Origin of the sequence: Ensifer sp. ENS08 (genome assembly GCF_014852195.1) — a bacterium.
Taxonomy (GTDB): Bacteria; Pseudomonadota; Alphaproteobacteria; order Rhizobiales; family Rhizobiaceae; genus Ensifer; species Ensifer adhaerens.
In genome coordinates this window covers 38,366-63,772 of sequence record NZ_JACVBF010000021.1, presented here as the reverse complement: position 1 = coordinate 63,772, position 25,407 = coordinate 38,366, and the positions used below count along the sequence as shown (strand labels likewise).

Annotated in this window: 22 protein-coding genes and 2 pseudogenes; 6 read left to right on the top strand and 18 right to left on the bottom strand. The window is 63.6% G+C overall.

Features of this window, described 5'->3' with window-relative positions; all coding sequences use genetic code 11:
* The first annotated feature begins 17 nt into the window (after window positions 1-17).
* A complete protein-coding gene (locus tag IB272_RS30520) occupies window positions 18-989 on the top strand; it encodes a quinone oxidoreductase (protein ID WP_034790126.1) in 972 nt (323 codons plus the stop codon).
* A gap of 58 nt (window positions 990-1,047) precedes the next feature.
* On the opposite strand, the gene IB272_RS30515 is transcribed toward IB272_RS30520, so the two are convergent.
* From IB272_RS30515 to IB272_RS30505, 3 genes are all read right to left on the bottom strand, one after another.
* The gene (locus IB272_RS30515) at window positions 1,048-1,728 is read right to left on the bottom strand and encodes an XRE family transcriptional regulator (protein ID WP_063891316.1); all 681 of its coding nucleotides are present in this window, start codon (window positions 1,726-1,728) and stop codon (window positions 1,048-1,050) included.
* Window positions 1,729-1,855: 127 nt separating this feature from the next.
* The gene (locus tag IB272_RS30510; RefSeq protein WP_034790124.1) at window positions 1,856-2,101 is read right to left on the bottom strand and encodes a DUF2798 domain-containing protein; all 246 of its coding nucleotides are present in this window, start codon (window positions 2,099-2,101) and stop codon (window positions 1,856-1,858) included.
* A gap of 44 nt (window positions 2,102-2,145) precedes the next feature.
* Window positions 2,146-3,015, bottom strand: a complete 870-nt coding sequence (locus IB272_RS30505) for an NmrA family NAD(P)-binding protein (RefSeq protein ID WP_034790122.1) — start codon at window positions 3,013-3,015, stop codon at window positions 2,146-2,148.
* Between the two features lie 112 nt (window positions 3,016-3,127).
* Here IB272_RS30505 and IB272_RS30500 point away from each other — a divergent pair, with 112 nt between their 5' ends.
* A complete protein-coding gene (locus IB272_RS30500) occupies window positions 3,128-4,021 on the top strand; it encodes a LysR family transcriptional regulator (protein WP_192445659.1) in 894 nt (297 codons plus the stop codon).
* 34 nt (window positions 4,022-4,055) lie between these two features.
* On the opposite strand, the gene IB272_RS30495 is transcribed toward IB272_RS30500, so the two are convergent.
* Window positions 4,056-4,919, bottom strand: coding sequence for a DMT family transporter (locus tag IB272_RS30495; protein ID WP_034790119.1), 864 nt, complete (start codon window positions 4,917-4,919; stop codon window positions 4,056-4,058).
* 101 nt (window positions 4,920-5,020) lie between these two features.
* Between IB272_RS30495 and IB272_RS30490 the strand changes: the two genes are divergently transcribed.
* Both IB272_RS30490 and IB272_RS30485 read left to right on the top strand, forming a co-directional pair.
* The gene (locus tag IB272_RS30490) at window positions 5,021-6,436 is read left to right on the top strand and encodes a PLP-dependent aminotransferase family protein (protein WP_192445658.1); all 1,416 of its coding nucleotides are present in this window, start codon (window positions 5,021-5,023) and stop codon (window positions 6,434-6,436) included.
* 339 nt (window positions 6,437-6,775) lie between these two features.
* Complete coding sequence (locus tag IB272_RS30485; protein WP_034790086.1) at window positions 6,776-7,816, top strand: glutamine synthetase beta-grasp domain-containing protein; 1,041 nt, start codon at window positions 6,776-6,778, stop codon at window positions 7,814-7,816.
* A gap of 121 nt (window positions 7,817-7,937) precedes the next feature.
* Here IB272_RS30485 and IB272_RS30480 read toward each other — a convergent pair whose 3' ends face one another.
* The 9 genes from IB272_RS30480 to IB272_RS30440 form a co-directional block, all read right to left on the bottom strand.
* Window positions 7,938-8,837, bottom strand: a complete 900-nt coding sequence (locus tag IB272_RS30480; protein ID WP_034790305.1) for an ATP-binding cassette domain-containing protein — start codon at window positions 8,835-8,837, stop codon at window positions 7,938-7,940.
* Between the two features lie 5 nt (window positions 8,838-8,842).
* Window positions 8,843-9,646, bottom strand: coding sequence for an ABC transporter ATP-binding protein (locus tag IB272_RS30475; RefSeq protein WP_034790084.1), 804 nt, complete (start codon window positions 9,644-9,646; stop codon window positions 8,843-8,845).
* Window positions 9,643-10,533 (bottom strand): ABC transporter permease, encoded by an 891-nt coding sequence (locus IB272_RS30470; RefSeq protein ID WP_034790082.1) that lies wholly within the window; start codon window positions 10,531-10,533, stop codon window positions 9,643-9,645. Before IB272_RS30470 ends, IB272_RS30475 begins: the two co-directional genes overlap by 4 nt.
* Before the next feature lies 1 nt (window position 10,534).
* The gene (locus tag IB272_RS30465) at window positions 10,535-11,512 is read right to left on the bottom strand and encodes an ABC transporter permease (protein WP_192445657.1); all 978 of its coding nucleotides are present in this window, start codon (window positions 11,510-11,512) and stop codon (window positions 10,535-10,537) included.
* A 193-nt stretch (window positions 11,513-11,705) separates the two neighbouring features.
* Window positions 11,706-13,355, bottom strand: a complete 1,650-nt coding sequence (locus IB272_RS30460) for an ABC transporter substrate-binding protein (protein WP_090427675.1) — start codon at window positions 13,353-13,355, stop codon at window positions 11,706-11,708.
* A gap of 40 nt (window positions 13,356-13,395) precedes the next feature.
* Complete coding sequence (locus IB272_RS30455; protein WP_034790067.1) at window positions 13,396-14,418, bottom strand: glycoside hydrolase family 3 N-terminal domain-containing protein; 1,023 nt, start codon at window positions 14,416-14,418, stop codon at window positions 13,396-13,398.
* 21 nt (window positions 14,419-14,439) lie between these two features.
* The gene (locus IB272_RS30450) at window positions 14,440-14,919 is read right to left on the bottom strand and encodes a GNAT family N-acetyltransferase (protein ID WP_034790046.1); all 480 of its coding nucleotides are present in this window, start codon (window positions 14,917-14,919) and stop codon (window positions 14,440-14,442) included.
* Window positions 14,920-15,364: 445 nt separating this feature from the next.
* Window positions 15,365-15,733 (bottom strand): YbaN family protein, encoded by a 369-nt coding sequence (locus IB272_RS30445; protein ID WP_082572828.1) that lies wholly within the window; start codon window positions 15,731-15,733, stop codon window positions 15,365-15,367.
* 19 nt (window positions 15,734-15,752) lie between these two features.
* Entirely contained in the window at window positions 15,753-16,442 is a 690-nt protein-coding gene (locus IB272_RS30440) for a DUF2161 family putative PD-(D/E)XK-type phosphodiesterase (RefSeq protein WP_060519920.1), read from the bottom strand.
* A gap of 272 nt (window positions 16,443-16,714) precedes the next feature.
* Between IB272_RS30440 and IB272_RS30435 the strand changes: the two are divergent.
* Both IB272_RS30435 and IB272_RS30430 read left to right on the top strand, forming a co-directional pair.
* A pseudogene (locus IB272_RS30435) lies at window positions 16,715-18,038 on the top strand (nodulation protein NfeD).
* A 54-nt stretch (window positions 18,039-18,092) separates the two neighbouring features.
* Window positions 18,093-18,878: a slipin family protein gene (locus IB272_RS30430; protein WP_060519915.1), complete on the top strand. Its 786-nt coding sequence runs from the start codon at window positions 18,093-18,095 to the stop codon at window positions 18,876-18,878.
* Here the strand turns inward: IB272_RS30430 and IB272_RS30425 are convergent, their stop codons facing one another.
* The 5 genes and pseudogenes from IB272_RS30425 to IB272_RS30405 all read right to left on the bottom strand — a co-directional run bounded on the left by IB272_RS30425 (window position 18,879) and on the right by IB272_RS30405 (window position 25,345).
* Window positions 18,879-19,691: an inositol monophosphatase family protein gene (locus IB272_RS30425; RefSeq protein WP_060585772.1), complete on the bottom strand. Its 813-nt coding sequence runs from the start codon at window positions 19,689-19,691 to the stop codon at window positions 18,879-18,881.
* 33 nt (window positions 19,692-19,724) lie between these two features.
* Entirely contained in the window at window positions 19,725-20,786 is a 1,062-nt protein-coding gene (locus IB272_RS30420) for an ABC transporter ATP-binding protein (protein ID WP_060529166.1), read from the bottom strand.
* Between the two features lie 8 nt (window positions 20,787-20,794).
* Complete coding sequence (locus tag IB272_RS30415) at window positions 20,795-23,029, bottom strand: iron ABC transporter permease (protein WP_192445656.1); 2,235 nt, start codon at window positions 23,027-23,029, stop codon at window positions 20,795-20,797.
* Window positions 23,030-23,169: 140 nt separating this feature from the next.
* Window positions 23,170-24,195: an ABC transporter substrate-binding protein gene (locus IB272_RS30410; RefSeq protein ID WP_034790034.1), complete on the bottom strand. Its 1,026-nt coding sequence runs from the start codon at window positions 24,193-24,195 to the stop codon at window positions 23,170-23,172.
* 128 nt (window positions 24,196-24,323) lie between these two features.
* Window positions 24,324-25,345: pseudogene (locus tag IB272_RS30405) on the bottom strand (ABC transporter substrate-binding protein).
* Between the last annotated feature and the right edge of the window lie 62 nt (window positions 25,346-25,407).

The window sequence follows — 25,407 nt, the reverse complement described above, 5'->3', positions numbered from 1 at the left end:
ACCAGAGGACCAGATCCATGAAAGCTATCCGCGTGCATCAGCACGGCGGGCCCGATGTGCTCGCCTACGAAAATTTCGAACTCGGCGAACCCGGCCCGGGGGAAGTGCGCGTGCGCAACCGGGCGATCGGCGTCAACTTCGTCGACATCTATTTGCGCAGCGGCGCCTACCCGCCGCCGCAGCTTCCATTCATCCCAGGTAAGGAGGGAGCCGGAGAGGTGGTCTCTGTCGGGCCCGATGTCGAGGGCTTCAAGCCGGGTGACCGCGTTGCCTATGCCGAGGCGCTCGGAGCCTATGCCGAGGAACACAATGTGCCGGCCCGTGTCCTCGTGCATCTGCCTGAGGATATCGACTTCGAGACGGGTGCGGCGATGATGCTGAAAGGGCTGACGGCGCAATATCTGTTGCGTCGCACCTTCCGGGTCGAGGCCGGCCACACCCTCCTCGTTCATGCGGCCGCGGGCGGTGTCGGCCTGATCCTGACGCAATGGGCGAAACATCTTGGGGCAAAGGTCATTGGCACCGTCGGTTCGCCGGAGAAGGCCGAACTGGCGCGGGCCAATGGTGCGGACTACGTGATCGACTACGGCAAGGAGAACTTTGCAACGCGCGTGCTCGAAATCACCGAAGGCGAGGGGGTCGACGTCGTCTACGACAGCATCGGCAAGGCGACGTTCGAAGGTTCGCTCGACAGCCTGCGCCCCTTCGGTCATTTCGTCAGTTTCGGCGCCGCTTCCGGCTCGATCCCTCCCTTCGACATCACGACGCTGGCGCAGAAGGGATCGCTTTATGCCACCTGGCCGCTGTTACCGGCGCATCTATCGCGACGCGAGGACGTGCTGGCGATGAGCAAGGATCTCTTCGACGTTGTCGCGCGCGGCGCGGTCAATATCCGCGTGCACGCGCGACTGCCATTGGCCGAGGCAGCCGAGGCGCATCGCCGGCTCGAAGGACGCCAGACGACAGGCGCCTTGGTGCTCCTGCCGTAAGGCCAGCGATGGGGCGATATGTTCTAAGAACTCGTGGCGGCGCTGGCTGTGGCGCCCGTCACTTGCCTTCGGCGATCCCCTCGAGCCGGTTCTCGGCCCGGGTCACGGCGAGGCTGTCGGTGGGGCTTCCTGAGGGCGCTCCGTCGCCGAAGACGTCCATGGTGCAGGTGTGCAGGATCGTGGTCGGCTCACTGGTGTGGTTCCACATCGTATGGGTGCGCAGCGACGGGAAATGAGCGGAATCGCCCGCTTCGAGAACCATCGCTTCGCCGTCCACCTCCAGCGTCAACGCTCCCTTCAGGATGAAGAAGATTTCCTCTCCCTCATGCGACATTGGCTCGCTGCGATGGCCGGGCGGCTCGTGGATAATAGTGCTTCTGAGCACGTTGCCGGGAAAGGAGGCGGAGAGCCGCTCATAGGAGACGGCCTTGCCGCTTTCTCCGCCGAGCCCATAGACCGGACGGTGTTCGCGCCGGGTAAATGGCGTCGCCACCTTCGGCGGATTGAGGAAGCTGCCGGCCTCGACTTTCAAGGTCCGGCAGACAGCGATCAGCGAGGTCAGCGACGGGACGGTGATGCCGCGCTCGATCTGCGAGATGAAGCCGACGGAAAAACCGGCCTCGTCGGCGACCTCTTGAAGCGTCATCTTCAGGGCCTTTCGCCGTTGGCGCAGGCGATCGCCGAGCGGCGGCGTTTCTGCCTCGCCGGTCGAAGCGCCGCTGGCATGGTCCGTCGTCACTGTCTGTCCCCTTCTCGTCTCTCCTCAAGCTAGGGCGCGGCCCGATTTCCTGTCAATCGTTTTTAGATATCCTAAAAATATCGGTTGCGCCCGAAAGGTCGGCTCGGGGTGAATAGCGCGAGATCGGTCAGTTGCTGCGCGGCTGTTCGACGGTCGCCGCCACGATGCGGCGCACGAGCGGAAGAACCACGAGCAGGCTCGGAAAGGCGACCAGCCAGGAGAAAGCCCAGGCCTTGATCCATAGTGCGAGAATATCGGGATGGATGCCGTTGCCGATGGCCGTCGAGACGAAGGAGACGATGCCCGACATCAGGACGGAAAGAACAAGCGGCATGACGATGGCCTGGTATCGATGCGGAAGCTTTTTTGACATGAGGTGAACTCCGGGGGTAAGGGAATAGGTGTGGCCGCCGACCGTTAGGCCTGCGCCAGCTCGCGAATGAAACTCTCGAGATTGCGCGGTTCGCGCTGAAGAGCGGCGCGCAGCGTCAGGCTGTTTCCGCCAAGTCCGACTTCGGCATAGTGGGCGTGAACCTTGGACAGCAGCTCCAGCTGGTGGTCGGTGTATTTCGCGGCGATCGGTTTTGCCCATTCGTGAAAGCCGATGGTTGCCGCAACGATCGGCCGACCGAGCGCGGCGCTCATCATTCGGGCGATTTCCTCGCGGTTGTGCCGGCCCTCGGCGCTAAGTTCCAGCGTCGCATAGGCGAGCCGGTCCTCCGTGAGGGCAATGGCCGCGACTTCAGCGACATCACGGTAGTCGACACGGGCGATGCGCGTTGCTGTCGGAAACGGCTCGGCGAAGCTGCCGGTGGCAAGCACGCTCGCCCAGGCCGACCGCAGGTTCTGCATGAAGTTTGCCGGATGCAAAATGGTGTATTCGAGCGGCGAGGAATAGAGCGCGTCCTCCACCGGGATCTTGGCTGCATGGTTCTTCAGCCGCACATGGGTTGGCTGGATGACCGAGGAGAAAACGAACTTCCGGACGCTGGCGCGAACGGCGGCTTCGACCATCGATACGCCCATCGCCGCCTCGTCCGGCGCAAAGGCCGGGCCGATGTGGAAGACGCCGTCAGCGCCCTCAAGTGCCCGGTCAAGGCTGGTGCGCTCGCGCAGATCGCCGATCGCGATCTCCGATGCACCGAGCGATTTCGCAATCGTGCCCTGCGCTTCGTCGCGGATGAGGGCACGGACCCTGGCGCCGCGCCGCGCCAGTTCGGGAAGGACAAGGCCGGCGAAGCGGCCGGTGGCACCGACGACAAGGATCGTGTTGGAGCGCTGGTTCATGGGGTCTGCCTTTCGAGCCGTCGTGATGTGACGATCTCAAGCTAGTGCTGCACAACAATGCGGACAATCGACGCAAAATGTGATTTATTCTCCAGCAAAACGGGATTATCGAATGAGCCGCATCGAAGATCTGGAGGCCTTTCTGGCCATCGTCGAGCAGGGGAGCCTGACGGCCGCGGCGAAACGCCTGGGCAGACCGCTCCAGACCATCAGCCGGTCGCTCGCCATGCTCGAAGCCGATGTCGGTGTCGAGCTGGTGCATCGCACGACCCGCCGCTCAATGCCGAGCGAGGCGGGCGAGAGCTTTTATCTGCGCATCAAGCCTGCGGTGGAGGAGATACACGACGCGCGCGAGGAGGCCGCACAGCGGCGCTCCGAGCCGTCAGGCGTGCTGCGCCTTGGGGCGCCCAATCTGTTTGCGCCGCGGTTCCTGATACCTGTGATCGCCGAGTACATGGCGAAATATCCGGAAGTCGAGGTCGATCTCGACCTCTCCGATGCCTTCGTCGATCTGGCAGCGAGCGGACTCGATCTGGTCTTGCGGATCGGCGATCTGCAGGATTCTGGCCTGACCGGCAAGCGCCTGGGCGCGCTTCGCCGCGTCGTCTTCGGCTCGCCCGCCTATTTTGCGAGCTTCGGCCGGCCGTCTCATCCGCAGGAACTTTCTGCGCATCGTTGCGTCACGCGCACGGGCGACGAGCGACCCGGCGTCTGGATGTTCAGCATCGACGGGCGGGCTCGCGCCGTCAAGGTGAGCGGCGGGTTTCGCACCAACTCGATGAATGCGATCTATGCGGCGGTGGAGCAGGGCCTCGGCCTTGGCTTTTCGCCGCTCTGGCAGATCAAACATCTGATCGATGCCGACAAGGTCGAAACCGTGCTTGAAGACTTCGAGCCGGCCCCGGTGCCGATCCATGCGCTGTGGTTGGAAGGGCGGACCCCATCTGCAAAGATCCGCCGCTTTCTCGATCTGCTCGGCGCGCGGTTGAAGCTCGACCGCCTCTGAAGGGCTTGGGCTGCGCCGCCCCGTGAAAAGCCGCCTATTTCGCGAATTTCTTGGCGCCGGCAACGCAGAGCACGATCGCGCCGGTCGCGGCCAGCATGCTCCAGCTGACCGGCTCGCCGAGAAGTGTTGCAGCGAGTGCCAGGCCGAAGAAGGGCTGCAGCAACTGCAACTGTCCGACGCCGGCGACGCCGCCGAGCGCAAGGCCGCGATACCAGAAGACAAAGCCGACGAGCATGCTGAAGAGCGAGACATAGGCAAGGCCCGCCCAGGCGCCGTTGGTGACGGCTGCGAAGGAGGCCGGCAGCGTGAAGAGCGTCAGCGCCAGCATGATCGGCAAGGACAGGACCAGCGCCCAGCAGATCACCTGCCAGCCGCCAAGCTTGCGCGAAAGGCTGGCGCCTTCGGCATAGCCGAGGCCGCAGACAATGATGGCGCCGAGCATCAGGAGGTCGCCGACGGGCGATGCGGCAAAGCCCTGCACCAGCGCGAAACCGACGACCGCGGCGCTGCCGAGCGAGGAAAAGAACCAGAAGGCTGGGCGCGGCCGCTCGCCGGCACGAAGCACGCCGAAGATCGCGGTTGCCAATGGCAGAAGTCCGACGAAGACGATCAGATGCGCCGAGGTGACGTGCTGCAAGGCCAGCGCGGTTAGCAGCGGAAAGCCGAGCACGACGCCGAAGGCGACGATTGCCAGCGAAACGAGATCGGCCTTCGCCGGTCGCGGCTGGCGGAAGATGAGAAGCAGCAAGAGGCCGAGCAGGCCGGCGATCGCCGCGCGCGCGACTGTCAGAAACACCGGATCAAAGTCCATCACTGCGACGCGGGTCGCTGGCAATGATCCGCTGAAGATCAGCACCCCGAGAAAACCGCTCATCCAACCGTCTGCCGTCTTGTCCATAGCATTCTCCTTTTTCGTCTGTATCCGTCGAACGGACTGGCTCTGCCAGAGACAATGCGGTACAGTTTTGCAAAACTGTATTGGATGTATGAGCAGTACGGATGACGGTTCAGGAGTTGGAGCTCGGCAGCGAAACGCTGCTCGAAGGCGTGATATCGACGATCCGGCAGCGGATCGCCGGGCGTGTCCTAACGCCGGGGGCGAAGCTTCCGTCGATCCGCGCCTTCGCCAACACCATGCGCGTTTCGAAATCCACCGTCGTCGAAGCCTATGAACGGCTGGTGGCCGAAGGTGTCATTCGCTCGAAGCCCGGCGCCGGCTTCTTCGTGGCGGCGCCGCTGGCGCCTCTGTCTTTGGCCGAGATCGGTCCGCGGCTCGACCGGGCCGTCGATCCGCTGTGGGTGTCGCGCCAGGCGCTGGAAACGGGCGATAGCGTGCTGAAGCCCGGCTGCGGCTGGCTGCCGCCGAGCTGGATGCCGGAAACTGCAATCCGCCGTGCTCTTAAATCGGCATCCAAGCTGGAGGCGAGCGGGCTGACGGACTACGGAACGCCGCTTGGCCATCGGCCCTTACGCCAGCTTCTGGCGCGGCGTCTCGGCGAGCACGGTGTCGAGGCATCGCCCGACCAGATCATCCTGACGGAATCCGGGACGCAGGCGATCGATCTGCTCTGCCGCTTCCTGATTGAGCCAGGCGATACGGTCGTGGTCGACGACCCCTGCTATTTCAATTTCCATGCTCTGCTGCGCGCCCATCGGGCAGAGGTCGTAAGCGTGCCCTATACGCCTTCGGGGCCCGATCTCGAGAAATTCGCTGAGGTTCTCGCAACCCACCGGCCGCGGCTCTACATCACCAATTCCGGGCTTCACAATCCGACAAGCGCCACGCTCTCGCCGGTCGTTGCCCATCGTCTGCTGAAGCTCGCCGAACAGGCCGGGCTGACGATCGTCGAGGACGATATCTTCGCCGATTTCGAGCATACGCCGGCGCCGCGGCTTGCCGCCTTCGACGGGCTCGAGCGTGTCGTGCAGATCGGCAGCTTCTCCAAGACTCTCTCGGCCTCCATCCGCTGCGGCTTCATCGCCGCGCCGCGGGGGTGGATCGAGGGGCTGGTCGACCTGAAGATCGCCACCACGTTCGGCGGGCCGAGCCTTGCGGCGGAGCTGGTTTTTGCGATGCTCAAGGACGGCAGCTACCGCAAGCACATGGAGGCGCTGCGCGAGCGCCTGGCACGGTCGATGAACGAGACGGCGGCGCGGCTCGGCGAGATCGGCATCACGCCATGGATCGAGCCGCAGGCCGGCATGTTTCTCTGGTGCCGTTTGCCCGATGGCATCGACGCGGCCGAGGTGGCGCAGAAATCGCTGCAGCAGGAAATCGTGCTGGCGCCCGGCAACGTCTTCTCTCACGCCGGAACCGCCAACGGCTTCATGCGCTTCAATGTTTCCCAGTGCGAGGACGCGCGGCTGTTCAAGGTCCTGCCCGCGATCATGCGCCAATGCGTCGTCGGGCGCTGAAGTTGACCTGTCCGGTTCATTGCGCCACTGCACGTTTTGCAGGCAATCGCCGGCATCTACTGACGCTGGATCTTTGATCGCAGACTTGCCGCCCTGCTTTGCCGCGGAGTCGGGCAGGTTTTGCCTATTTTTTGTGCGAATCGCTGCTTCCTTGCGCTGTGCCATCGGTTCGGCCGCGCTCGCACCTGCCTCTAGTGACCCTTTTTTCTGGATTCTCGACGCTCAATCCGAGTTGGCACGATTAATGCTTCTTAACGCTCATCGGTCGTCGGGCAGCCAGTCTGGATTGCCCAACCGCTTCGGAACCAAGCCATTCCTGGCGTCATGTGAGAGAACGAAATGACAAAGTTTAAGCTCGAATACATCTGGCTCGACGGTTACAAGCCCACCCCGAACCTGCGCGGCAAGACCCTGATCAAGGAATTCGATGCTTTCCCGACGCTGGAACAGCTGCCCTTCTGGGGCTTCGACGGTTCGTCGACGATGCAGGCCGAAGGCAGCAGCTCGGACTGCGTGCTGAAGCCGGTCGCCGTCTATCCGGATCCGGAGCGCAAGAACGGCGTTCTCGTCCTTTGCGAAGTCATGATGCCGGATGCCAAGACGCCGCATCCGTCCAACACCCGCGCTACGGTTCTGGATGACGACGGCGCCTGGTTCGGTTTCGAGCAGGAATACTTCTTCTATCAGAACGGCCGCCCGCTCGGCTTCCCGGATGCCGGTTACCCCGCGCCGCAAGGCCCCTACTACTGCGGCGTCGGCTTCAGCAACGTTGGCGACGTGGCCCGCAAGATCGTCGAAGAGCATCTCGACATCTGCCTGGCTGCCGGTATCAACCATGAAGGCATCAATGCGGAAGTCGCCAAGGGCCAGTGGGAATTCCAGGTGTTCGGCAAGGGCTCGCGCAAGGCTGCCGACGAAATCTGGCTTGCCCGCTACCTGCTGCAGCGCCTGACCGAAAAGTACGGCATCGACGTCGAATACCACTGCAAGCCGCTCGGCGACACCGACTGGAACGGCTCGGGCATGCATGCCAACTTCTCGACCGCCTACATGCGCGAAGTCGGTGGCAAGGAATACTTCGAAGAGCTGATGGCTGCTTTCGCCGAAGCTCGTGCCGATCACATCGCCGTCTACGGCCCAGACAATCACATGCGCCTGACCGGCAAGCACGAAACCGCTTCGATCCACCAGTTCAGCTACGGTGTTGCTGACCGTGGTGCGTCGATCCGCGTTCCGCACAGCTTCGTCAACAACGACTACAAGGGCTATCTCGAAGATCGCCGCCCGAACTCCAAGGGCGACCCCTACCAGATCGCTTCGCAGATCCTGAAGACGATCTCCACCGTTCCGACCGACGTCGAAAAGCGCGAAGCCGCCTGATTTTATGGCCCGGCGCACGAGGGCGCCGGGCCAAAAATCGACGGGGTTGCGCTTTTCGCGACCAAACAAAAACGCCCCGCGGTAAGCGGGGCGTTTTTGCTTTAGCTAGTCGGTGGGCGGCTCAGGCCGCGCGCACGAAATGATCGGGCTCGACTTCGCGGATTGTCTCTTGGGTCGCCGCCGAACGCCGGCGCGTTTCATCGGCTTCAGCGGAACTGACCTGCGCGTTCGGATCGTCGAAGCGGATGTCCGGATCCGGCACCGCCGAGAGCAGCAGCTTGGTATAGGGATGGGCCGGGTTGTCGATGACCTTGCCGGTGTTGCCCCATTCGACGATCTGGCCTGCATACATCACCGCGATATCCTCGGCGACGTAGCGGGCCGTCGCGATGTCGTGGGTGATGTAGAGCAGGCCGAGATTCATCTCGCGCTTCATTTCGCTCAAGAGATTGAGCACGCCGAGCCGCACGGAAACGTCGAGCATCGAGGTCGGCTCATCGGCGACGATGACTTCGGGCTTGGCCGCGAGCGCCCGCGCGATGTTGACGCGCTGGCGCTGGCCACCGGAAAGTTCGTGAGGGTATTTCGGCGCGACGATCTCAGGATCGAGCTTCACCTGCCGAAGCAGGGCCTTGATCTCTTCGTCGACCGCCGCACCCCTGATGTCAGCACGGTGCAGCATCAGCGGCCGCTTCAGGTGGTAGGCGATGGTGTGGGCCGGATTGAGCGAAGCGAAGGGATCCTGGAAGATCATCTGCACCGAGCGGCGATAGTCGGCGATTTCCTTGGATCCGGCCGCGTCGACGGGCTTGCCCTTATAGAGCAGCCGTCCTTCGCTCGGCTCGTATTCGCGCATGGCGATGCGGGCGCAGGTGGTCTTGCCGCTGCCGGATTCGCCAACGACGGCAAGCGCCCGGCCCGCATGCAATGAGAACGAGATAGCCCTCGCCGCGCGCACGGCGGCGGGGCCATTGCCGAAGGTCTTGCTGACCTTGTCCAGGGTAAGAATGGGTGCGGACATGCCGGTCATCGAAGAACGCCTCCGTGCAGCGAGGGGAAGGAGGCCCAGAGCTTCTTGGTATAGTCGTGCTCCGGTGTCCGGTAGATGGCGTCGGCGGTGCCCTGTTCGACCAGCTTGCCGCCGAGCATGATGCCGATGCGGTCGCAGAACTGCACCATCAGCCCGAGGTCGTGGGTAATGAAGAGCACGGCAAAACCGAGCTTGCGCCGGAGTTCGTTGATCCGCTGCAGGATTTCGCGCTGCACCACCACGTCGAGCGCCGTCGTCGGCTCGTCCATGACGATCAGCCGCGGATCGAGCGCAAGGCAGATGGCGATGACGATGCGCTGGCGCATGCCGCCGGAAAACTGGTGCGGATAATCGCGCATCCGGTCCGGCGAGATATCGACGAGCTTGAGCATCTCGGCGGTGCGATCACGCGCCTGTGCGCGGGTGATGCGCTTGTGCGTCTTCAAGACGTCGTAGAACTGCTGTTCGATGCGCAACACCGGGTTCAGTGAGTTCATTGCGCTCTGGAACACCATCGCCACTTCGCGCCAGCGGAAGTCGGCGAGATCCTTCTGGTCGAGGTCGAGCACGTCGCGGCCGTCGAGCAGGATGGCGCTTTCCTTGCGGATCAGCGCCGGCGGCTTGTGCAGCCGGCTGATGGCAAAGGCGATCGTGCTCTTGCCGCAGCCGGATTCGCCGGCAAGGCCGAAGACCTCACCGGGGGCAACGTCGAAGCTGACATTGTCGACGGCGCGGAAATCGTTGGTCTCGCCAATGTAATCGATGGTCAGGTTCTTGACCGAAAGCAAAGGTGCGGTCACAGGCGGCCCTCCCCGGAGCGGATGAGCGCGGACCAGCGGCCGAGCCGGTTGCCGGTGCGAAGCCGCGGATTGGCGATTTCGTCGACGGCGAAGTTGAGCAGCGACAGGCCGATGCCGAGGAAGGCGAGCGCGAAGCAGGGCGTCAGGATGTCCCACCAGGCGCCGACCGAAAGGGCGGAGGCCTTCTGCGCCGCATAGAGCATCGTGCCCCAGGAAACGACTTTGGGATCGCCGAGGCCCAGGAACTCGAGCGTCGCCTGGGTGATGATCGCGAAGATCACACTGCCGATGAAGTTGATGCCGACGATCGAGATGAGGTTGGGGAAGATTTCGAAGGTCATGATGCGCCAGCGTGGCTCGCCCATCATCTCGGCGGACTTCACATAGTCCTTCTGTTTGACCGACAGCGTCTCTGCGCGGGTGACGCGGGCACCCCAGGCCCAGGACGTGCAGCCGAGAATGAGCGCGATGACCCACGGGCTTGCCTGGCCGATGAAGGCGGCAAGCACGAGCAGCAGCGGCAGGTTCGGCACGACCAGCACCATGTTGGTGAAGAAGCTGATGACCTCGTCGATCTTGCCGCCGCGATAGCCGGCGATGATGCCGAGTGCTGTGCCAACAATGGTGATCAGAAGCCCGGCGCCGAAGCCGACGGCGAGCGACGTGCGTGCGCCGTAGATGAGGCGGGCGAAGACGTCCTGGCCGATACGGGTGGTACCGAGCCAGTGCTCGAGCGACGGTGACTGATGCGGCCGTCCGACGCGCGCGCCCGGGTCATAGGAGGTCAGCAAGGGGGCTGCGATCGCGACAGCCAGGATGAAGGCGACGATCAGCGCGCCGACCATGGCCTTGCGGTTGTGGATGAGCGGAAAGGAGGAGGTTTTCATATCACGCCCTCTTCAGTCGCGGGTCGAGCAGCACGTAGCTGACGTCGACGACGAAATTGGCAATGAGCATGGTGGCGGTCATGATCAAGAGCTGTCCCTGGATGACGGGGTAATCGCGGGCGAGGATCGCCTGGTAGAGAATGTTGCCGAGGCCCGGATAGTTGAACACCACCTCGGTCACCAGCGAGCCGCCGAGCACCGTGCCGATGGCGATGGCAAGGCTCGAGACGGTCGGCAGCAGGGCGTTGCGCGCCGCATACCAGATCATCACGCGGGTGTCGGAAAGCCCCTTGGCGCGGGCCATGACGATGTAGTCTTCGCCGAGCAGGTTGATCATGTTGTTGCGCATGGTCACGGCGAAGCCGCCGGTCAGAACGGCGCAGAGCGTCAGCATCGGCAGGATGCCGTGGTAGAGGATGCTGCCGAAATATTCGAACGTGAAGGCGGGATCGAGCGCCGGATCGGCGGCATAGCCGGTCGGGAACCAGCCAAGCGTGAAGCCGAAGGTGAAGACGACGATCAGCGAGGTGACGACGGCGGGAACCGAGGTCGCGAAGATCGCGCCGACGGAAACGATGACGTCAAACAGGCTGCCACGGCGCCAGGCCGCGAGAATGCCGAGGAAGGTGCCGAGCGCGAAACTGACGATGGTGGCGGTTCCCATCAGGCCGACGGTCCAGACGAGTGCGTTGCCGAGCACGGTGGTCACCGGCAGCGGGAAATACTTGATGGAACGGCCGAGGTCGCCGTTGAAGATGCTGCCGAGATAGGTGAGGTACTGCTGCCAAAGGGGGCCATCGACGAAGCCGAAGGTGAGTTTCAGGGCCTGCAGGCTTTCGGGCGGCAGTTCAGCGCCGGCGCTCGAAAACATGATCTGCACCGGGTCACCGGGCATCAGCCGCGGCAGGAAAAAGTTGATCGTCGCCGCCGCGACGAAGGCCGCCAGATAGAAGCAGAGGCGGCGTAGCAGAAAAGCCATAGGGAACTCCATCGACTGCGGCTGCCGCAAGCGCGCGTCAGGCGGCAGGGCTGTCTTCTTGTCGAACCGCCCGTGGAGACTGACCCCAAGGACGATTGCGTGGCGGGCGAAAGGCGCCCGCCACCGTTGCCGATCGAGATGCGGCGCCCTCCCGGGTCGTCGTCCGAAAGGGCGCCGCGCCTTCGATCAGGGATTACTTCACCGGTTCAAGCGCCAGCAGGTGCAGAAGACGCGCCGGGTTGTTGCGGGTGATCGACGGGTTGACGAAGGGGTTTTCCGCCGTCGCCCAGCCCTTGAAGCGCTTGGTGTTGTACTGGTACCAGTTCGGGTTGTTGAACACCGGGATCATCGGCATGTTTTCGGCGACGATGCGCTGTGCCTTGTTCATCGCTTCCTTCTGCTTGGCCGGGTCCGCGGTCTGGGTGAACTCGGTCAGAAGCGCTTCGACATCCGGATTGAACCAGCGTTGCGAGGTAAAGCGGGTCTTGCCCTTGTCCGACGCGCTGAAGGCGCGCTTGTAGGGGTAGTAGGGCGAGGCCGATGCCGGCAGGCTGTTGATCGCCGCATCGAAGGTGCCGTTGATGAGGTTGCCGGTCCAGACCGCTTCCTCGGGCGTCTCGATCTTGGCGTCGAGGCCGACGGCCTGCAGGCCCTCGACGGCGATCGTCACCGTGTCGATCCAGTCGGTCCAGGAGCTCGGAACGATGATCGAGAACGAGATCTTGCTGCCATCCGGGTTGTCGCGGAAGCCGTCGCCATCCTTGTCGGCGTAGCCGGCCTCGTCGAGCAGCGCCTTGGCGGCATCCGCATCGTACTTGCCGTACTTGCCGAAATCGGCCGCGACTGACGGATCGGCCCAGCTCTTGTAGAGCTCGCCCATTCCTGCCGGGTCTTCGTTGAGCGTCGGGTAGCCGTAGCCGGCAACGTCGACCATGGTGCCGCGGTCGAGCGCCATCGAGGCGGCACGGCGGAACTTCACGTCGTTGAAGGCCTTGCGGTTGTTTTCGTTCGCCGTTTCCTGGTTGAACAGGAAGGCGACCATGCTGCTTGGCGAATACCAGAAGTGGAAGTGTTCCGGATCCTTGGCGACATAGACGTTCTCGATATCCGGGATGAAGGAGACGCCCCAGTCGAGCGTGCCCGACGCGGTCGCCGTCAGGATCTGGTTATTGTCGGCAAGCTGCGGGAAGCGCACGCAGTCGACCTTGAGCGTTGCTGCGTCCCAGTAGTGCGGGTTGCGGCACTGGTCGTAGGTCTGGCCGGTGAAGCGCGGGATTTCGGTCAGCGGACCGCTGCCGACGGGCGTTTCGTTGGCGAAGGTGACCGGCTCGGCAATGTCCTTCCAGACGTGCTCGGGCACGATCGGCAGCTGCGCCAGCTGTTCGGCTGCAAGCGAGCTCGGATTGGCGAGCGTGAAGCGCACGGTCTCACCGTCCACGGCATCGACACCGGTGATGAAGGTCCAGATGCTGACGAAGTCGAGCGCCGGGAACTTCTTCAGGTAGTCGTAGGTGAACTTGACGTCGGTCGCCGTCAGCGGCTTGCCGTCGGACCACTTGAGGTTCGGACGAAGCTTGAACTCGATCGACTTCAGGTCGTCCGAGAGCTTGAAGCTTTCGGCCAGCCGGAAGACCGGCTTGTTGCCGTCGAAACGGTTGAAGACGACCAGCGGCTCGTAGATGAAGTCGAGCGTGCTCTGGCGCGCCGAGGTCTGGTTGAACGGGTTGAAGTTGCGAACCCAGGTGGTCGCCGGCTCGATATTGGCCGTCAGCACCGTTTGTGCCGCCGCCGGGCCGGCGATGAGGGCGAGCGCGGTGGCTGCGCCGAGAAGCGATTTTTTCACGGTAGTTCCCCTTTTAGATCGCTAGGATTTCTTGTTTCGGTCAGGCAACGAGGGCGCTGTTGAACATGTCCTCGACTTCCGCATGCACGGCGCGCACGTCGACCTTGAGCGTGCCGAGCCGGGCGTTGGCGGCGTCGATGCGTTTCTGCGCGGCGGCGGTCAGCGGGCTTGCCGCCTTGGCTGCCGCTTCGCTTTCGGCGAGATCACCATGGCTGTGGAGCGCGATGTCGAAGCCGGCATCGAGCACCTGGCGAACACGCTCCGGCAGGGTGCCGCGCAGCGATTCCATGAAGATGCAGTCGGAGATGAGGACGCCGTCATAGCCCATGTTGTTGCGGATGACGTCGTGCATGATCGGCGAGATGGACGCCGGCAGTTCCTTGTCGAAGGCCGAGTAAACGACGTGGGCGACCATGGCCCAGGGCGTGTCACGCAGGGCGACGAAGGGCTTGAAATCGGTGGACGTCAGCAATTCACGCGAGGCGTCGACGACCGGGCGCTCCTTGTGCGAATCGAGCGTCGCGCGGCCATGGCCGGGAATGTGCTTCATGATCGGCATGTTGCCGGTCTCGAGCAGGCCGTCGACCACTTCGCGGCCGAGTGCGGCGATGAAGTCCGGGTCGGCGCCGAAGGCGCGGGCGCCAATGACGGAGCTCGTCGTCGAGAAGACGAGGTCGAGCACCGGCGAGCAGCCGCTCGTCAGGCCAAGATCGGTCATCATCGTGCCCATGGCCTGGCTTGACAGGCGCAGGGCCTTCTTGCCGAGGGCATAGTCACGGCGGGCGAGTTCGGCGAATTCGCCGAAGGAGCGGAACAGCGGCCAGGGGCCGGCGTCGAGATGCTGAACGCGTCCGCCTTCCTGGTCGGTGAAGACGGGAGCGTCTTCGCGGCCGACGGCTTCGCGGAAGCGTTCGATCAGAGCCTTTGCCTGCTGCGGATCACGCAGGTTACGGCGGCCAACGAAGAGACCGAGCGGGTTGGTTTCGCGAAACAGGGCGAACTCGTCGTCCGAAAGCGTAGGGTTCGGAAGACCGACAAAAAGGGCGAGGGGTGTCGAGGACATTCAGAGGCTCCGAGATTGGAATTATTTGGAGGGGCGGCGCAGCATGCCCTGGTAGATCCCCTTGTCGGGGGCGGGGATCGGCACGGCGCCTACGGTCTTTGCGTAGAAATCGACCGGGCCGGCGTCGCCGATGAAGGCATAGGCGTGGCCAAGCGTCTTCATGGTGTCGAGGCAATCGGAAAGCAGGGCGACGCCGATGCCCTTGCCGCGGGCGACGGGATCGACGCCAGTCGGGCCGAAGAAGCCGGGAGCGGTCGTGTCGTAGCAGGCGAAGCCGACGAGCTTGCCGTCGTCAACCGCGATAAGACAGGCGACGGGCCTGCGCGTGAAGGCGACAGTCACCTCGCTCGCCCAGTTCTCGCTGAAATTCTCCCGAACCCAGCCGACGACCAGGCCCATTTCCGGCGGCAAGGCGGGACGGATCGTCACCTTGTCGGTTTTTGTTCTGCGCTTGAGTTCACCGAGGATCGGCGAATACAAGCTCACCAGCATGTCAGGCATATGCTCCTCCACATATTCCTTTATTAAGGAATTGCTGCCTTTGTAATGCAATAGATGGAGCCAACCGGACCGGCTTGTCAATCGCCAATCGTCAGTTTTGGGGTCTATCTGCGTTCAGCAGGTGCCTATGTGAGCCGATGAAACGTTTCCACGGCCGTTCGCGATGCATAAATTCACGCGATCGTGCATTGCGTGGATGCGGAACAACGGTCGAGCAAGAGAGCGAGCCGCTGCGCGGCCGCGGAAATTGCACATTTGTACAACTTTGTTCTTGAGTTGTTCGAAGTATATTTTGATTTACAAAAACACTAAGTATGGATGTATACGCTTATAGCGTGTGCCCCCGGAGAATATTTCGACTTTTCGCGCGCAATCAAGTATTTCTTGAGAGGAAAAGTATCGTTTCCCGTTTGCACCGGCCTGGTTCGTTGGCCGTGCCGACCGGCTACTCCGCTGGACGCGTCAGGATGAAAAGCGCGGGAAGCGCCATTGCGGCTGCGACGATAGCGGCGAGCGAGAGGCTCGGATTGCCGAAGAAAAGGAAGAGGCCGAAGCTGGCGGCCATCAGGCTGACCGCACCGGTCTTGGCCCGCCGGGATATCGCCCCCTTTTCGCGCCACAGCCGAAGTGGGGCCCCGAAGACCCGGTGGTTGAGCAGCCATTGCTCCAGCCGGGGCGAGGCGCGGGCAAAGAGCCCGGCTGCCAGCAACAGGAACGGCGTCGTCGGCAGGATCGGAAGAAAGGCGCCGATGACGCCGAGGCCGACCATCAGCCATGCGAGGCAAAGATAGAGAAGGCGAAGCGCGGGGTTCACCGGAGGGCTCCAGGCTGTGTCATGCTTCGGATGCCTCGGCGATCACGACCGTTGCGGTCTCGAGCGGAGGCCAGCGGCGAAGTGCTTCGGCGCCCTGTTCCGACAGCGCGTAGATGCCGCGGTCGACCCGCTCGAACCAGCCATAGACGTTGCTGAGCAGGATTTTGGCGGCATCGGGTGCTACCGGGCGCAGATCGCGCGGGCGCTGCTGGCCGACTTGCAGGGCGGCAGCGCAGGCGAGCGCCTGCTGCCGATACGCGGTCATGATCGGTGTGCGCGTGGCGCCACCCGCGGTCGGATCGCCCTTGCGGCGGCGATGCTCGCTGATCAGGCGCGCTCTTTTCCTGTTGTTCTTGCGCGGCATCACCGCGGAAGCCGCGAGAATAACATCGACCATGCCATTGTCGGCGACCGCCAGCATCCCGAAGCCGAGCCGGCGGCAGAGATCGCGGAAACGCCGGTCACTCTCCCGCCCCTTGCCCTTGGCCGAAACACGGGCGGCGACCCACACCTCGTCGCCGGCGGTGGCGCGATCGACCGCCTGCAGGATCAGTTCGAGATTGAAGCTCAGCTTCAGTTCGCAAACGACCACCAGCGGCGGTTCGTCGTCGCTGAGCGCGACGATATCACATCCGCCGATCTCGCCCTTGACGCTATAGCCGCGGGTTTCGAGGAAGCTCTTGATCGGCTGGTAGAGGGTCGTCTCCAAACCCAAAATCCTGTTCTGCTGAAACTGGAAGGCGCCAAAGGCGGCCTCGAATTGGCGGCGAAGCGTTGCCGCTCAAGTGAACATCTAGCAGATACCGCCGATCGCCGCCGTTGTCATCCCGTCGCAGCCGAGAGGCCGCCGGCGTCCCGTGCTCTGACGTGCGAGCCCGCGGGCGCAGTAGAGGCCTTCGCTTCGTGCTAACCTTGTGTTGTGCTATCATGCGGCGCGTGGCCCTCTTCGCAGGTGTCGAGCATGCGAGGTTCTGACGACGGATGTTGCGAACCCTCACGCTGTTGTTTTTGTTGATCTTGTCCTTCGCGTTTCCAGCTTCGTCGCGGGCCGAAAACGATCGGGTCGCCTTGGTGCTGCATGTCAACGGCGCCATCGGTCCGGCGACCGCCGAATATGTCAGGCGTGGCCTGACGAAGGCGCAAGAGCGCCGCCTGCCGCTGGTGGTCCTGCAGGTGGATACGCCCGGCGGCCTCGACACCTCGATGCGCGAGATTATCCGCGCGATCCTTGGCTCGCCCGTACCCGTCGCAACCTACGTTGCGCCGAGCGGCGAGCGCCGGCACTTACATCCTTTATGCCAGCCACATTGCGGCGATGGCGCCGGGAACGAACCTCGGCGCCGCGACGCCGATTGCGATCGGTGGCGACATGTTCGGTGAGGGTAAGGACGGCGACAAACAGCCGGCGGCGCAGAGCCCTGCCGAGGCAAAAATGGTCAACGATGCCGTGGCCTATATCCGCGGGCTGGCGGAGTTGCGCGGGCGCAATGCCGACTGGGCCGAAAAGGCGGTGCGCGAGGCTGCAAGCCTCTCGGCCGAGGCGGCCGTCCGGGAAAAGGCCGTCGATTTCACCGCGACCGACGTTACCGATCTCCTGAAGCAGGCGAACGGGCGGACGGTGCGCGTGGGGCAGCGAGAGATCGTGCTCGATACCGCAGGTCTTACGACCGAGGACTTCGTGCCCGACTGGCGCACCCGGCTGCTTTCAGTGGTCACTGATCCCAATATCGCGGTCATCCTGATGATGATCGGCATCTACGGCTTGATCTTCGAGTTCCTGTCGCCGGGGTCGGTGGCGCCGGGAACGATCGGCGGCATCTGCCTGTTGCTCGGGCTCTATGCGCTTTCGGTGCTGCCCGTCAGTTATGCCGGCATAGGGCTGATCATGCTCGGGATCGGATTGATGGTCGCCGAGGCGCATTCGCCATCCTTCGGCGTGCTCGGCGCCGGCGGCAGTTTTGCACTGGTTCTGGGCGCGGCCATTCTCTTCGATACGGATACGCCGGGTTTTGGGGTTTCCTGGTCCGTGCTGGCGGCGCTTGCGGTTGCAAGCCTCGGTTTTAGCCTTCTGGTCGCTCGGCTCGCCTTCAGTTCGAGCCGCCACGCGGTGGTGACCGGCAGCGAACAGATGATCGGCCTTGCCGGCACGGTCGAAAATTGGACCGGCGCGGCCGGTTACGTCATCGCCCATGGCGAGCGCTGGCAGGCCGTCAGCACGGAGACGCTGTCGAGGGGCGAGAACGTGAAGGTCATCGGGCGGAACGGACTGACGCTCGAAGTGATCCGCGACGGACCAAAGACATAGCGCCCGCGGATCGGGTGAGGGCGCGGTGAAAGCGCCCGGAATGGAGGAATGGTCATGGACATGTTCGGGAGCCTTGCTCCTTTTGCTGCGTTGCTGGTGCTCGTCATTCTCGTCATCGCCTATTCGATCCGGATCCTGCGTGAATATGAACGGGGCGTGATCTTTACCCTCGGCCGGTTCACCGGCGTCAAGGGGCCGGGGCTGATCCTGCTTGTGCCCTATGTGCAGCAGATGGTGCGGGTCGATCTCCGAACCCGGGTGCTGGACGTGCCGAGCCAGGACGTCATCTCTCATGACAACGTTTCCGTTCGGGTCAGCGCCGTGATCTATTTCCGGGTGATCGACGCCGAGAAATCGACGATCCAGGTCGAGGACTTCATGATGGCGACGAGCCAGCTGGCGCAGACGACCCTGCGGTCCGTGCTTGGCAAACATGATCTCGACGAGATGCTGGCCGAGCGTGATCGGCTGAACGACGATATCCAGAAGATCCTCGACAGCCAGACGGATGCCTGGGGCATCAAGGTGGCGACCGTCGAGATCAAGCATGTCGACATCAACGAGAGCATGGTTCGGGCGATTGCCCGTCAGGCGGAGGCCGAACGCGAGCGGCGCGCCAAGGTGATCAATGCCGAGGGTGAGCAGCAGGCCGCGGCCAAGTTGCTCGAGGCCGCCGAGATCCTCGCCCGGCAGCCTCAGGCCATGCAGTTGCGCTATCTGAGCACCTTGAACGTCATTGCCGGCGAGAAGAACTCGACCGTGATCTTCCCGTTCCCGATGGAACTCGGTGGTCTGCTGGGATTCAAGCCCGACAAACCCACCGGCTCGGCGCAAGAGTGATCAAGCTGCTGCCCGGTCAAGCTGGGCGACCTTCAGCAGGTCATCGACGGCGCTGGGGGCTGCGGCCAACACCGGCGCCCAATGCGTCAGCGCCTCGCCCCGCGCGGGGAAAGGCAGCGTCCAGCCGCCGGCTTCGGTCACCAGGCAATAGCCGCCAAGGCAGTCCCAGGCATGCATGTAGGGTTCGTAATAGCCGACGAGGCGACCTGCCGCCACATAGGCGATCATCAGTGCGCCGGAACCGTTGCGCATGAAGTTGCCGCCATTCGAGAGCAGGCGCTCGACGATGGCACCCATCTCGCCAGGTTTCACCTGATCGTTGGCGCCAAGCCCGGTGACGGCGTTGCGGATCGTGCGCGTGCCGTCGAGACGAAGCGGCTTGCCGTTCAGCGTCGCGCCCCGGCCGGTTGCAGCGGCATAGATTTCCTGGTGGCAGGGCGAGTGGATCACGCCGATAACGGGTTTCTCCGCATAGACCACCGCAATCGAGACGCACCAGTTTGGCATGCCGTTGACGAAGGGCGTGGTGCCGTCGATCGGATCGAGCACCCAGGTGAAGCCGGATGTGCCGTCGAGAAGTCCATGCTCCTCTCCGAGCACGCCATCGTCCGGAAACGCGGCGGCGATCTTGTCGCGGATCAACGTCTCGACGTTGCGGTCGGCGATCGAGACGACGTCGTGGGCGTCACGCTTGGTTTCGATGACGAGTGTTTCCCGCTTCAGGAAGTAATCGTAGGCGAGCCGGCCGGCCTCCTCGGCCATGGATTTGGCAAGCGCGAACCGGGCATCGAGGCCGGCAATTTCAGCAGTCATGCAAGTGTCCTTCTCGTATCCAGTTGTGAAAAGTCATGCGTCAATCAAAGCGAGGCCGCGGCTGCGGAACCCGATCGCGACCTCCGTTGCCGGAGATAGCATTTCCTCCACCGCCTGATCGACAACAAAGAGGAGACCCGCCGGCGTTTCGACCTCGTATTCGACGTGGCCGCCGAGATAGGCGGCGCTGCTGATCGTGCCTGAAAGGGCGGCACCCTTGGCCGGCGTCAGCGTCACCGCGTTGGGCCTTACGGCGAGTTTTGACGGACCCGTCCGGGCGCCCTTGGAGGGCAGGCGGTGCTCAAATCCGCCGATGCGGATCGTCGCCAGGCCGGCGTCGGTCGCGGTCACCTCGCAGGGCAGCACATTGGCCTCGCCCATGAAGTCGGCGATGAAGGTGGAGGCCGGTGCTTCATAGAGGTCGCGCGGCGCACCTTGCTGCGCGATCGCGCCATCTTTCATGACGATGATGCGGTCGGAAACGGCAAGCGCCTCGTCCTGGTCGTGGGTGACGTAGACGGCGGTGAACCCGAGGCGCTGCTGCAACTCGCGGATTTCTGTGCGCACCTTGCGGCGCAGTCGCGCGTCGAGGTTGGACAGCGGTTCGTCGAGCAGCAACACCTGCGGTTCGAGCACGAGCGCGCGGGCAACGGCGACGCGTTGCTGCTGGCCGCCCGAAAGTTCGGCCGGAAGCCGCTGGCCGAGGCCGCCGAGGCCAACGAGCTGCAGGCCTTCTTCGGCGCGCTCACGCGCTTCCTTCTTCTTGATTCCCGAGGATTCGAGGCCGTAGGCGACATTGTCGAGCGCCGACATGTGCGGGAAGAGCGCATAGGACTGGAAGACCATCGACACGTCGCGCTCGTTGGCCGGCAGCATGGTCACGTCCTTGCCGCCGATCAGGATCCGGCCGGCGGAAGGGTGTTCGAGGCCGGCCAGCATACGCAGCGTCGTCGTCTTGCCGCAGCCGGAGGGGCCAAGCAGGGTCACCAGCGTGCCCGGCTCGATGGTGAGCGACAGGTCGTGGATGGCGGTGAAGCTGCCGAACTGCTTGCGCACGTTCTGGAAGACGACCGAGCCGGTGCGCGGGGTGCTCATGGAGGTGCTCATGCGGTTTTCTCCTGGGAGATGGTGTTGGACGAACGGACCGGAGCGGCGCCGAGGAGGCGGTTCTCGCGCCTCAGCTTGCGTTCGCCGACGAGGAGTTGCAGGCCGGTGATGACGGTGATCATCACCAGGATGAGGGCCGAGGAGTAGGCGATCGCCACGCCGAACTCGCCGTTTTCGACAAGGCCGACGATGTAGGCGGTGGCCATGTTGTACTCGGCGCTGACGAGGAAGACGACGGCGCTGATCGAGGTGATCGCCCGGACGAAGGAATAGACGAGTGCCGCGACGATCGCCGGACGCAGCAAGGGCAGGATGACCTTGCGCAACGTGCGGAAGCTCGTTGCCCGAAGCGTCAGCGACGCCTCGTCGAGGCTCTTGTCGAGCTGGCTCATCGCTGCAATGCCGCCGCGCACGCCGACCGGCATGTTGCGGAAGACGAAGCAGGCGACGAGGATCAGCGCCGTGCCGGTCATTTCGAGCGGCGGCAGGTTGAAGGCGATGATGTAGCTGATGCCGATGACGGTGCCGGGGATAGCAAAGCTCAGCATCAGCGCGAACTCGAAGACATCACGGCCGGCGAAACGCTGGCGCACGATCAGATAGGCCGTCAGCAACCCGACCATAGCCGTCAGTGGTGCTGCGATCAGCGAGATCTCCATGGTCGTCCAGAAGGAGTTCCAGGCAACACCCGTCCAGGCGATTGCGCCGTCGGCAAACGAGATTGAGAAGGCCTTGGCGTAGTGGTCGAGCGTCAGCGAGTTGTCGAGACCCCAGGTCTTCACGAAGCCGCCGAAGAGGATCATGCTGTAAACGACGACGGTGAAGATCATCCAGGGAATGACGATGGCGTGAACGCCGATCGAGATCGAGCGTGGCAGTGCACTGTGGGCACCGGAATCGCCCTTGCCGGTCACGGTCGAATAGTTCTTGCCGGCGAGCCAGTAGCGTTGCGCCACGAAGGCCGTGAGCGTGAAGCAGAGAAGGATGATGGCGAGCACGGCCGCACGGGACGGATCGTTTTGCGCGCCGACGACGGCGAAGAAGATTTCGGTCGAGAGCACGCCATGGCTGCCGCCGAGCACCAGCGGATTGCCGAAGTCGGCCATGCTTTCGATGAAGCCGATGAGGAAGGCGTTCGCCAGGCCCGGCTTCATCAGCGGCAGAGAGACGGTCCAGAAGGTGCGCCAGCGGTCGGCGCGCAGCGTCTGCGACGCCTCTTCCATCGAAGGGCTGACCCCTTCGACGACGCCGATCAGCACGAGGAACGAGATCGGGGTGAAGGAGAGGACCTGCGCGATCCAGATGCCGGTAAGGCCATAGAGCCAGCGCCCCGGTTCGACGCCGAAGGCATCCGAGAGAAATTCGGTAACGACCCCGGCGCGGCCGAAGAGCAGCGTCAGCGCCAGGCCGATGACGAAGGGCGGCGTGATGATCGGCAACACCGTCAAGAGCCGCATGCCCTTCTTGAAGGGGAAGCGGGTGCGGGTGGCGACAAGCGCGAAGGCAAGGCCAAGCAGCGTCGAACCGGACGCCGTCATCAGCGCCAGCCATAGGGTGCGCCAGGCGACGCCGCAGCGGCCTTCGCCGACGACACAGCTCAGGCTCCAGATCGAGGCGTCCTGGATATTGCGGATGAAACCATCCGGTTTGAACGAGCCGTCGAAATCCTGAACCGACGCCGCGAACATGCTGCCGACCGGATAGAAGACGAAGACGATGACGAGGGTGACGAGCAGGGAAATCGCCGCGACGATGAAGGCGTCGCCCTTGAGCACGCCGCGCTCGGCCAGCCCGAAGGCGAACAGAAGAACGAAGGTGAGTGCCATAAGCACGGCGCCGGCGCCCATTGACGGCTGACCGTCGGAAAGCGTGCCGAACAGGGTCTCGCTGATCGTCCAGGTCCAGCCGGAAAAGCCGATCGCCAGCCCCTGGAGAGCGAGATAGAGAACCCCCGCTGCGCCGGCGACGGCAAGCAGAAGCCCTCGACGCGCGGGATCGCGGACGAAACGCGCTGCCACGCAGATGCCGAGCAGCGCCAGCGCCACGATCAGCCACGGCTTACCATGGGCGAAAATCTGCATCGGGCCGGGGGCAACGGCTGGATCCCCGGGGAAATCGGCAAGCCAGCCGAGCCCGAAGAAGCCGCCTTCGATGCGATACCAGGGGACAGCCAAGAATGCGGCCAGTCCGAGCCCGAGCGTGAGGTCGAGCCTGCGGTTGCGATGTTCCATGACGGTCCTCGCGCAATTTGGAATGAAAGATGATGTGACATCGCATCGCCGCGACGCATGCCGGAAGCGATGAACGACGGTTGGGACCGTTGGGCGGTGCCGGCCGGATCAATCACCCGGCCGAACCGTTCAGGCCGCGATCAGTTGGCGCTCGCGCCGACCTCGCGGTCCCAGCGCTCGAGCAGGGCTTTGCGTTTCTCGGCATCGCCGAAGGTGGCGAAATCGTAGTCGATCAGCTTGATGTCCTCGAACTTCGGTGCTTCCTTCGGCACTTCGGCCGACTTGTTGGACGGCAGCTGGAAGGACTTGGCGTCCTTCATGCGCGACTGGACCTCGGGCTTCAACGCCCAGTCGTACCAGGCCTTGGCATTGTCCAGGTTCTTGGCGCCGCGGATGATCGACATCGAGCCGATCTCGTAGCCGGTGCCCTCGCAAGGCGCGATCGACTTGATCGGGAAGCCTTCGGCAGTCTGTGCCACCGCGTCGTGCATGAAAACGATGCCGAGGCCGGCTTCGCCGCGTGCGGCTGCTTTCACCGGTGCCGAGCCGGACTTGGTGTACTGCGCGATGTTGCCGTTGAGCTTCTTCAAATAGTCGAATGCCTGGTCCTCGCCCATGATCTGCACCAGTGAGGCAAGCGCGGTATAGGCCGTACCGGAAGAGTTCGGGTTGGCCATCTGGATCTCGCCCTTCAGCGAGGCGTCGAGCAGGTCGGCCCAGCACTTCGGCTCTTTCAGGCCCTTCTTCTGGAAGATCTCGGTGTTGTAGCCCCAGCCGAGCGCGCCGGCATAAACGCCGACGGTGCGATAGCCGGAGCCTTCAGCCTGCTTCTTCGCCCAGTCCTGGAGCTGGTCCAGCATCGGCGACTTGTATTCGAGCGTCAGGCCGTCGGAGGCTGCCTGCAGGTGCGGGTCGCCGGTGCCTGCCCACCAGATGTCGGTCTTCGGATTGCGCGCCTCGGCGCGGATCTTGGCGTAGGTTTCGCCCGAAGACAGGCGAACCATGTTGACCTTGATGCCGGTTTCCTTCTGGAAATCGCCGGTCATCTGTTCGCAGATGACCACGTCTGCGGAGCAGATGAGGTTGAGGCTGCCGGCAGCCTGGGCGGGCAGGGCGGCAAGCGCCGTGCCTGCAAAGAGCATGAGGGAAAGCGTCGTTGTTTTCATTGGGGCATCCTCCTGTTGCCTGTTTGAAACTTGGGCGCGAACGGGCATGGCGCGGCCATCGGCCTGCCCGCCGGGCGGCACGTTCACGATTTCGCTGCTGTGGATTTTGCTACGCTTCTGCGAAGCGCTCAGTTCGTCGCGGCGATCTCCGCGTCAAACCGTTTGAGCAATCGACTTCGTTCCTCCGGCGAGCCGAAGGTGGCGAAGTCGAAATCGACCATCTTGATCAGCGATATGTCCGGTGCGCCAGGCGGCAACTCCGCGCGGGCGTTGGATGGGACCTGGTTCTGGCCGGCAGCTGCACCCGTACCTGGCCTTCCGGGGTGAGCGCGAAATCGACGAAGCTTTTCGCGTTTTCGAGATGGCGCGCGCCCTTGACGATGCTGACGGCGCCGATTTCGTAGCCGGTCCCTTCGCACGGCGCGACGATGACGAGTGGGAAGCCCGCCTGCTTCTGCGTGACCGCGTCATGCATGAAGGAGATGCCGATCAGGGTTTCCCCGCGTGCTGCCGCCTTGACCGGTGCCGAGCCGGCCGTGGTGTACTGGTCTATGTTGCGGTTGAGTGCGCCCATGAACCGGAAGGCCTCATCCTCGCCGAAGAGCTGCACCAGCGTTGCAAGCGTGGTGAAGGCGGTGCCCGACGAGTTCGGATTGCCGCTGCGGATACGGCCGCGATAGGCGTTGTCGGCGAGATCCTTCCAGCAGGTCGGGGCCGGCAATTTCAGCGTATGCAGCAGGTCGGCATTGTAGGCAAAGCCAAGCGCTCCGGCATAAATGCCCGCCGAACGTCCGCCGGAGATGGCGAAGAAATTCTGCGCCCAGGGCAGCATGTCGCGCTCATGCGCCGGCTGATAGGGTTCGAGCAAGTTCTCCGATCCCGCCTGCAGATGGGTGTCGCCTGTCCCGCCCCACCACACATCGACGGTAGGGGTGTCCTTTTCGGCCCGGATCTGGGTGAGGATGTCGCCGTTGCTCTTTCGGGTCATAGCGACCTCGATGCCCGACTTCGCCTCGAAAGCGGCCTTCATCGTCGCGCACCACGCTTCGTCGACACCGCAAAGCACGGTGAGCGCCGGTGCCGTCATGCCTGACGTGGCGGCGCACAGCCATAGGGCCACGCCCGCGCCGATAGCGGTAATGCCTTTCACGATGTCCTCCCATTTGGAGCGTTGCCGCCCCAATCTCCGCAATCAGGATGTCGGTATTCCCT

Excerpts from the sequence above, each read along its gene's own strand:
- IB272_RS30430 (WP_060519915.1), top strand. The coding sequence starts at position 18,093 with ATGGACATGTTCGGGAGCCTTGCTCCTTTTGCTGCGTTGCTGGTGCTC.
- IB272_RS30505 (WP_034790122.1), bottom strand. The coding sequence starts at position 3,015 with ATGAACCAGCGCTCCAACACGATCCTTGTCGTCGGTGCCACCGGCCGC.
- IB272_RS30465 (WP_192445657.1), bottom strand. The coding sequence starts at position 11,512 with ATGGCTTTTCTGCTACGCCGCCTCTGCTTCTATCTGGCGGCCTTCGTC.
- IB272_RS30415 (WP_192445656.1), bottom strand. The coding sequence starts at position 23,029 with ATGGAACATCGCAACCGCAGGCTCGACCTCACGCTCGGGCTCGGACTG.
- IB272_RS30410 (WP_034790034.1), bottom strand. The coding sequence starts at position 24,195 with ATGAAAACAACGACGCTTTCCCTCATGCTCTTTGCAGGCACGGCGCTT.
- IB272_RS30520 (WP_034790126.1), top strand. The coding sequence starts at position 18 with ATGAAAGCTATCCGCGTGCATCAGCACGGCGGGCCCGATGTGCTCGCC.
- IB272_RS30495 (WP_034790119.1), bottom strand. The coding sequence starts at position 4,919 with ATGGACAAGACGGCAGACGGTTGGATGAGCGGTTTTCTCGGGGTGCTG.
- IB272_RS30455 (WP_034790067.1), bottom strand. The coding sequence starts at position 14,418 with ATGTCCTCGACACCCCTCGCCCTTTTTGTCGGTCTTCCGAACCCTACG.
- IB272_RS30510 (WP_034790124.1), bottom strand. The coding sequence starts at position 2,101 with ATGTCAAAAAAGCTTCCGCATCGATACCAGGCCATCGTCATGCCGCTT.
- IB272_RS30425 (WP_060585772.1), bottom strand. The coding sequence starts at position 19,691 with ATGACTGCTGAAATTGCCGGCCTCGATGCCCGGTTCGCGCTTGCCAAA.
- IB272_RS30480 (WP_034790305.1), bottom strand. The coding sequence starts at position 8,837 with ATGTCCGCACCCATTCTTACCCTGGACAAGGTCAGCAAGACCTTCGGC.
- IB272_RS30420 (WP_060529166.1), bottom strand. The coding sequence starts at position 20,786 with ATGAGCACCCCGCGCACCGGCTCGGTCGTCTTCCAGAACGTGCGCAAG.
- IB272_RS30450 (WP_034790046.1), bottom strand. The coding sequence starts at position 14,919 with ATGCCTGACATGCTGGTGAGCTTGTATTCGCCGATCCTCGGTGAACTC.
- IB272_RS30490 (WP_192445658.1), top strand. The coding sequence starts at position 5,021 with ATGACGGTTCAGGAGTTGGAGCTCGGCAGCGAAACGCTGCTCGAAGGC.
- IB272_RS30485 (WP_034790086.1), top strand. The coding sequence starts at position 6,776 with ATGACAAAGTTTAAGCTCGAATACATCTGGCTCGACGGTTACAAGCCC.
- IB272_RS30500 (WP_192445659.1), top strand. The coding sequence starts at position 3,128 with ATGAGCCGCATCGAAGATCTGGAGGCCTTTCTGGCCATCGTCGAGCAG.
- IB272_RS30470 (WP_034790082.1), bottom strand. The coding sequence starts at position 10,533 with ATGAAAACCTCCTCCTTTCCGCTCATCCACAACCGCAAGGCCATGGTC.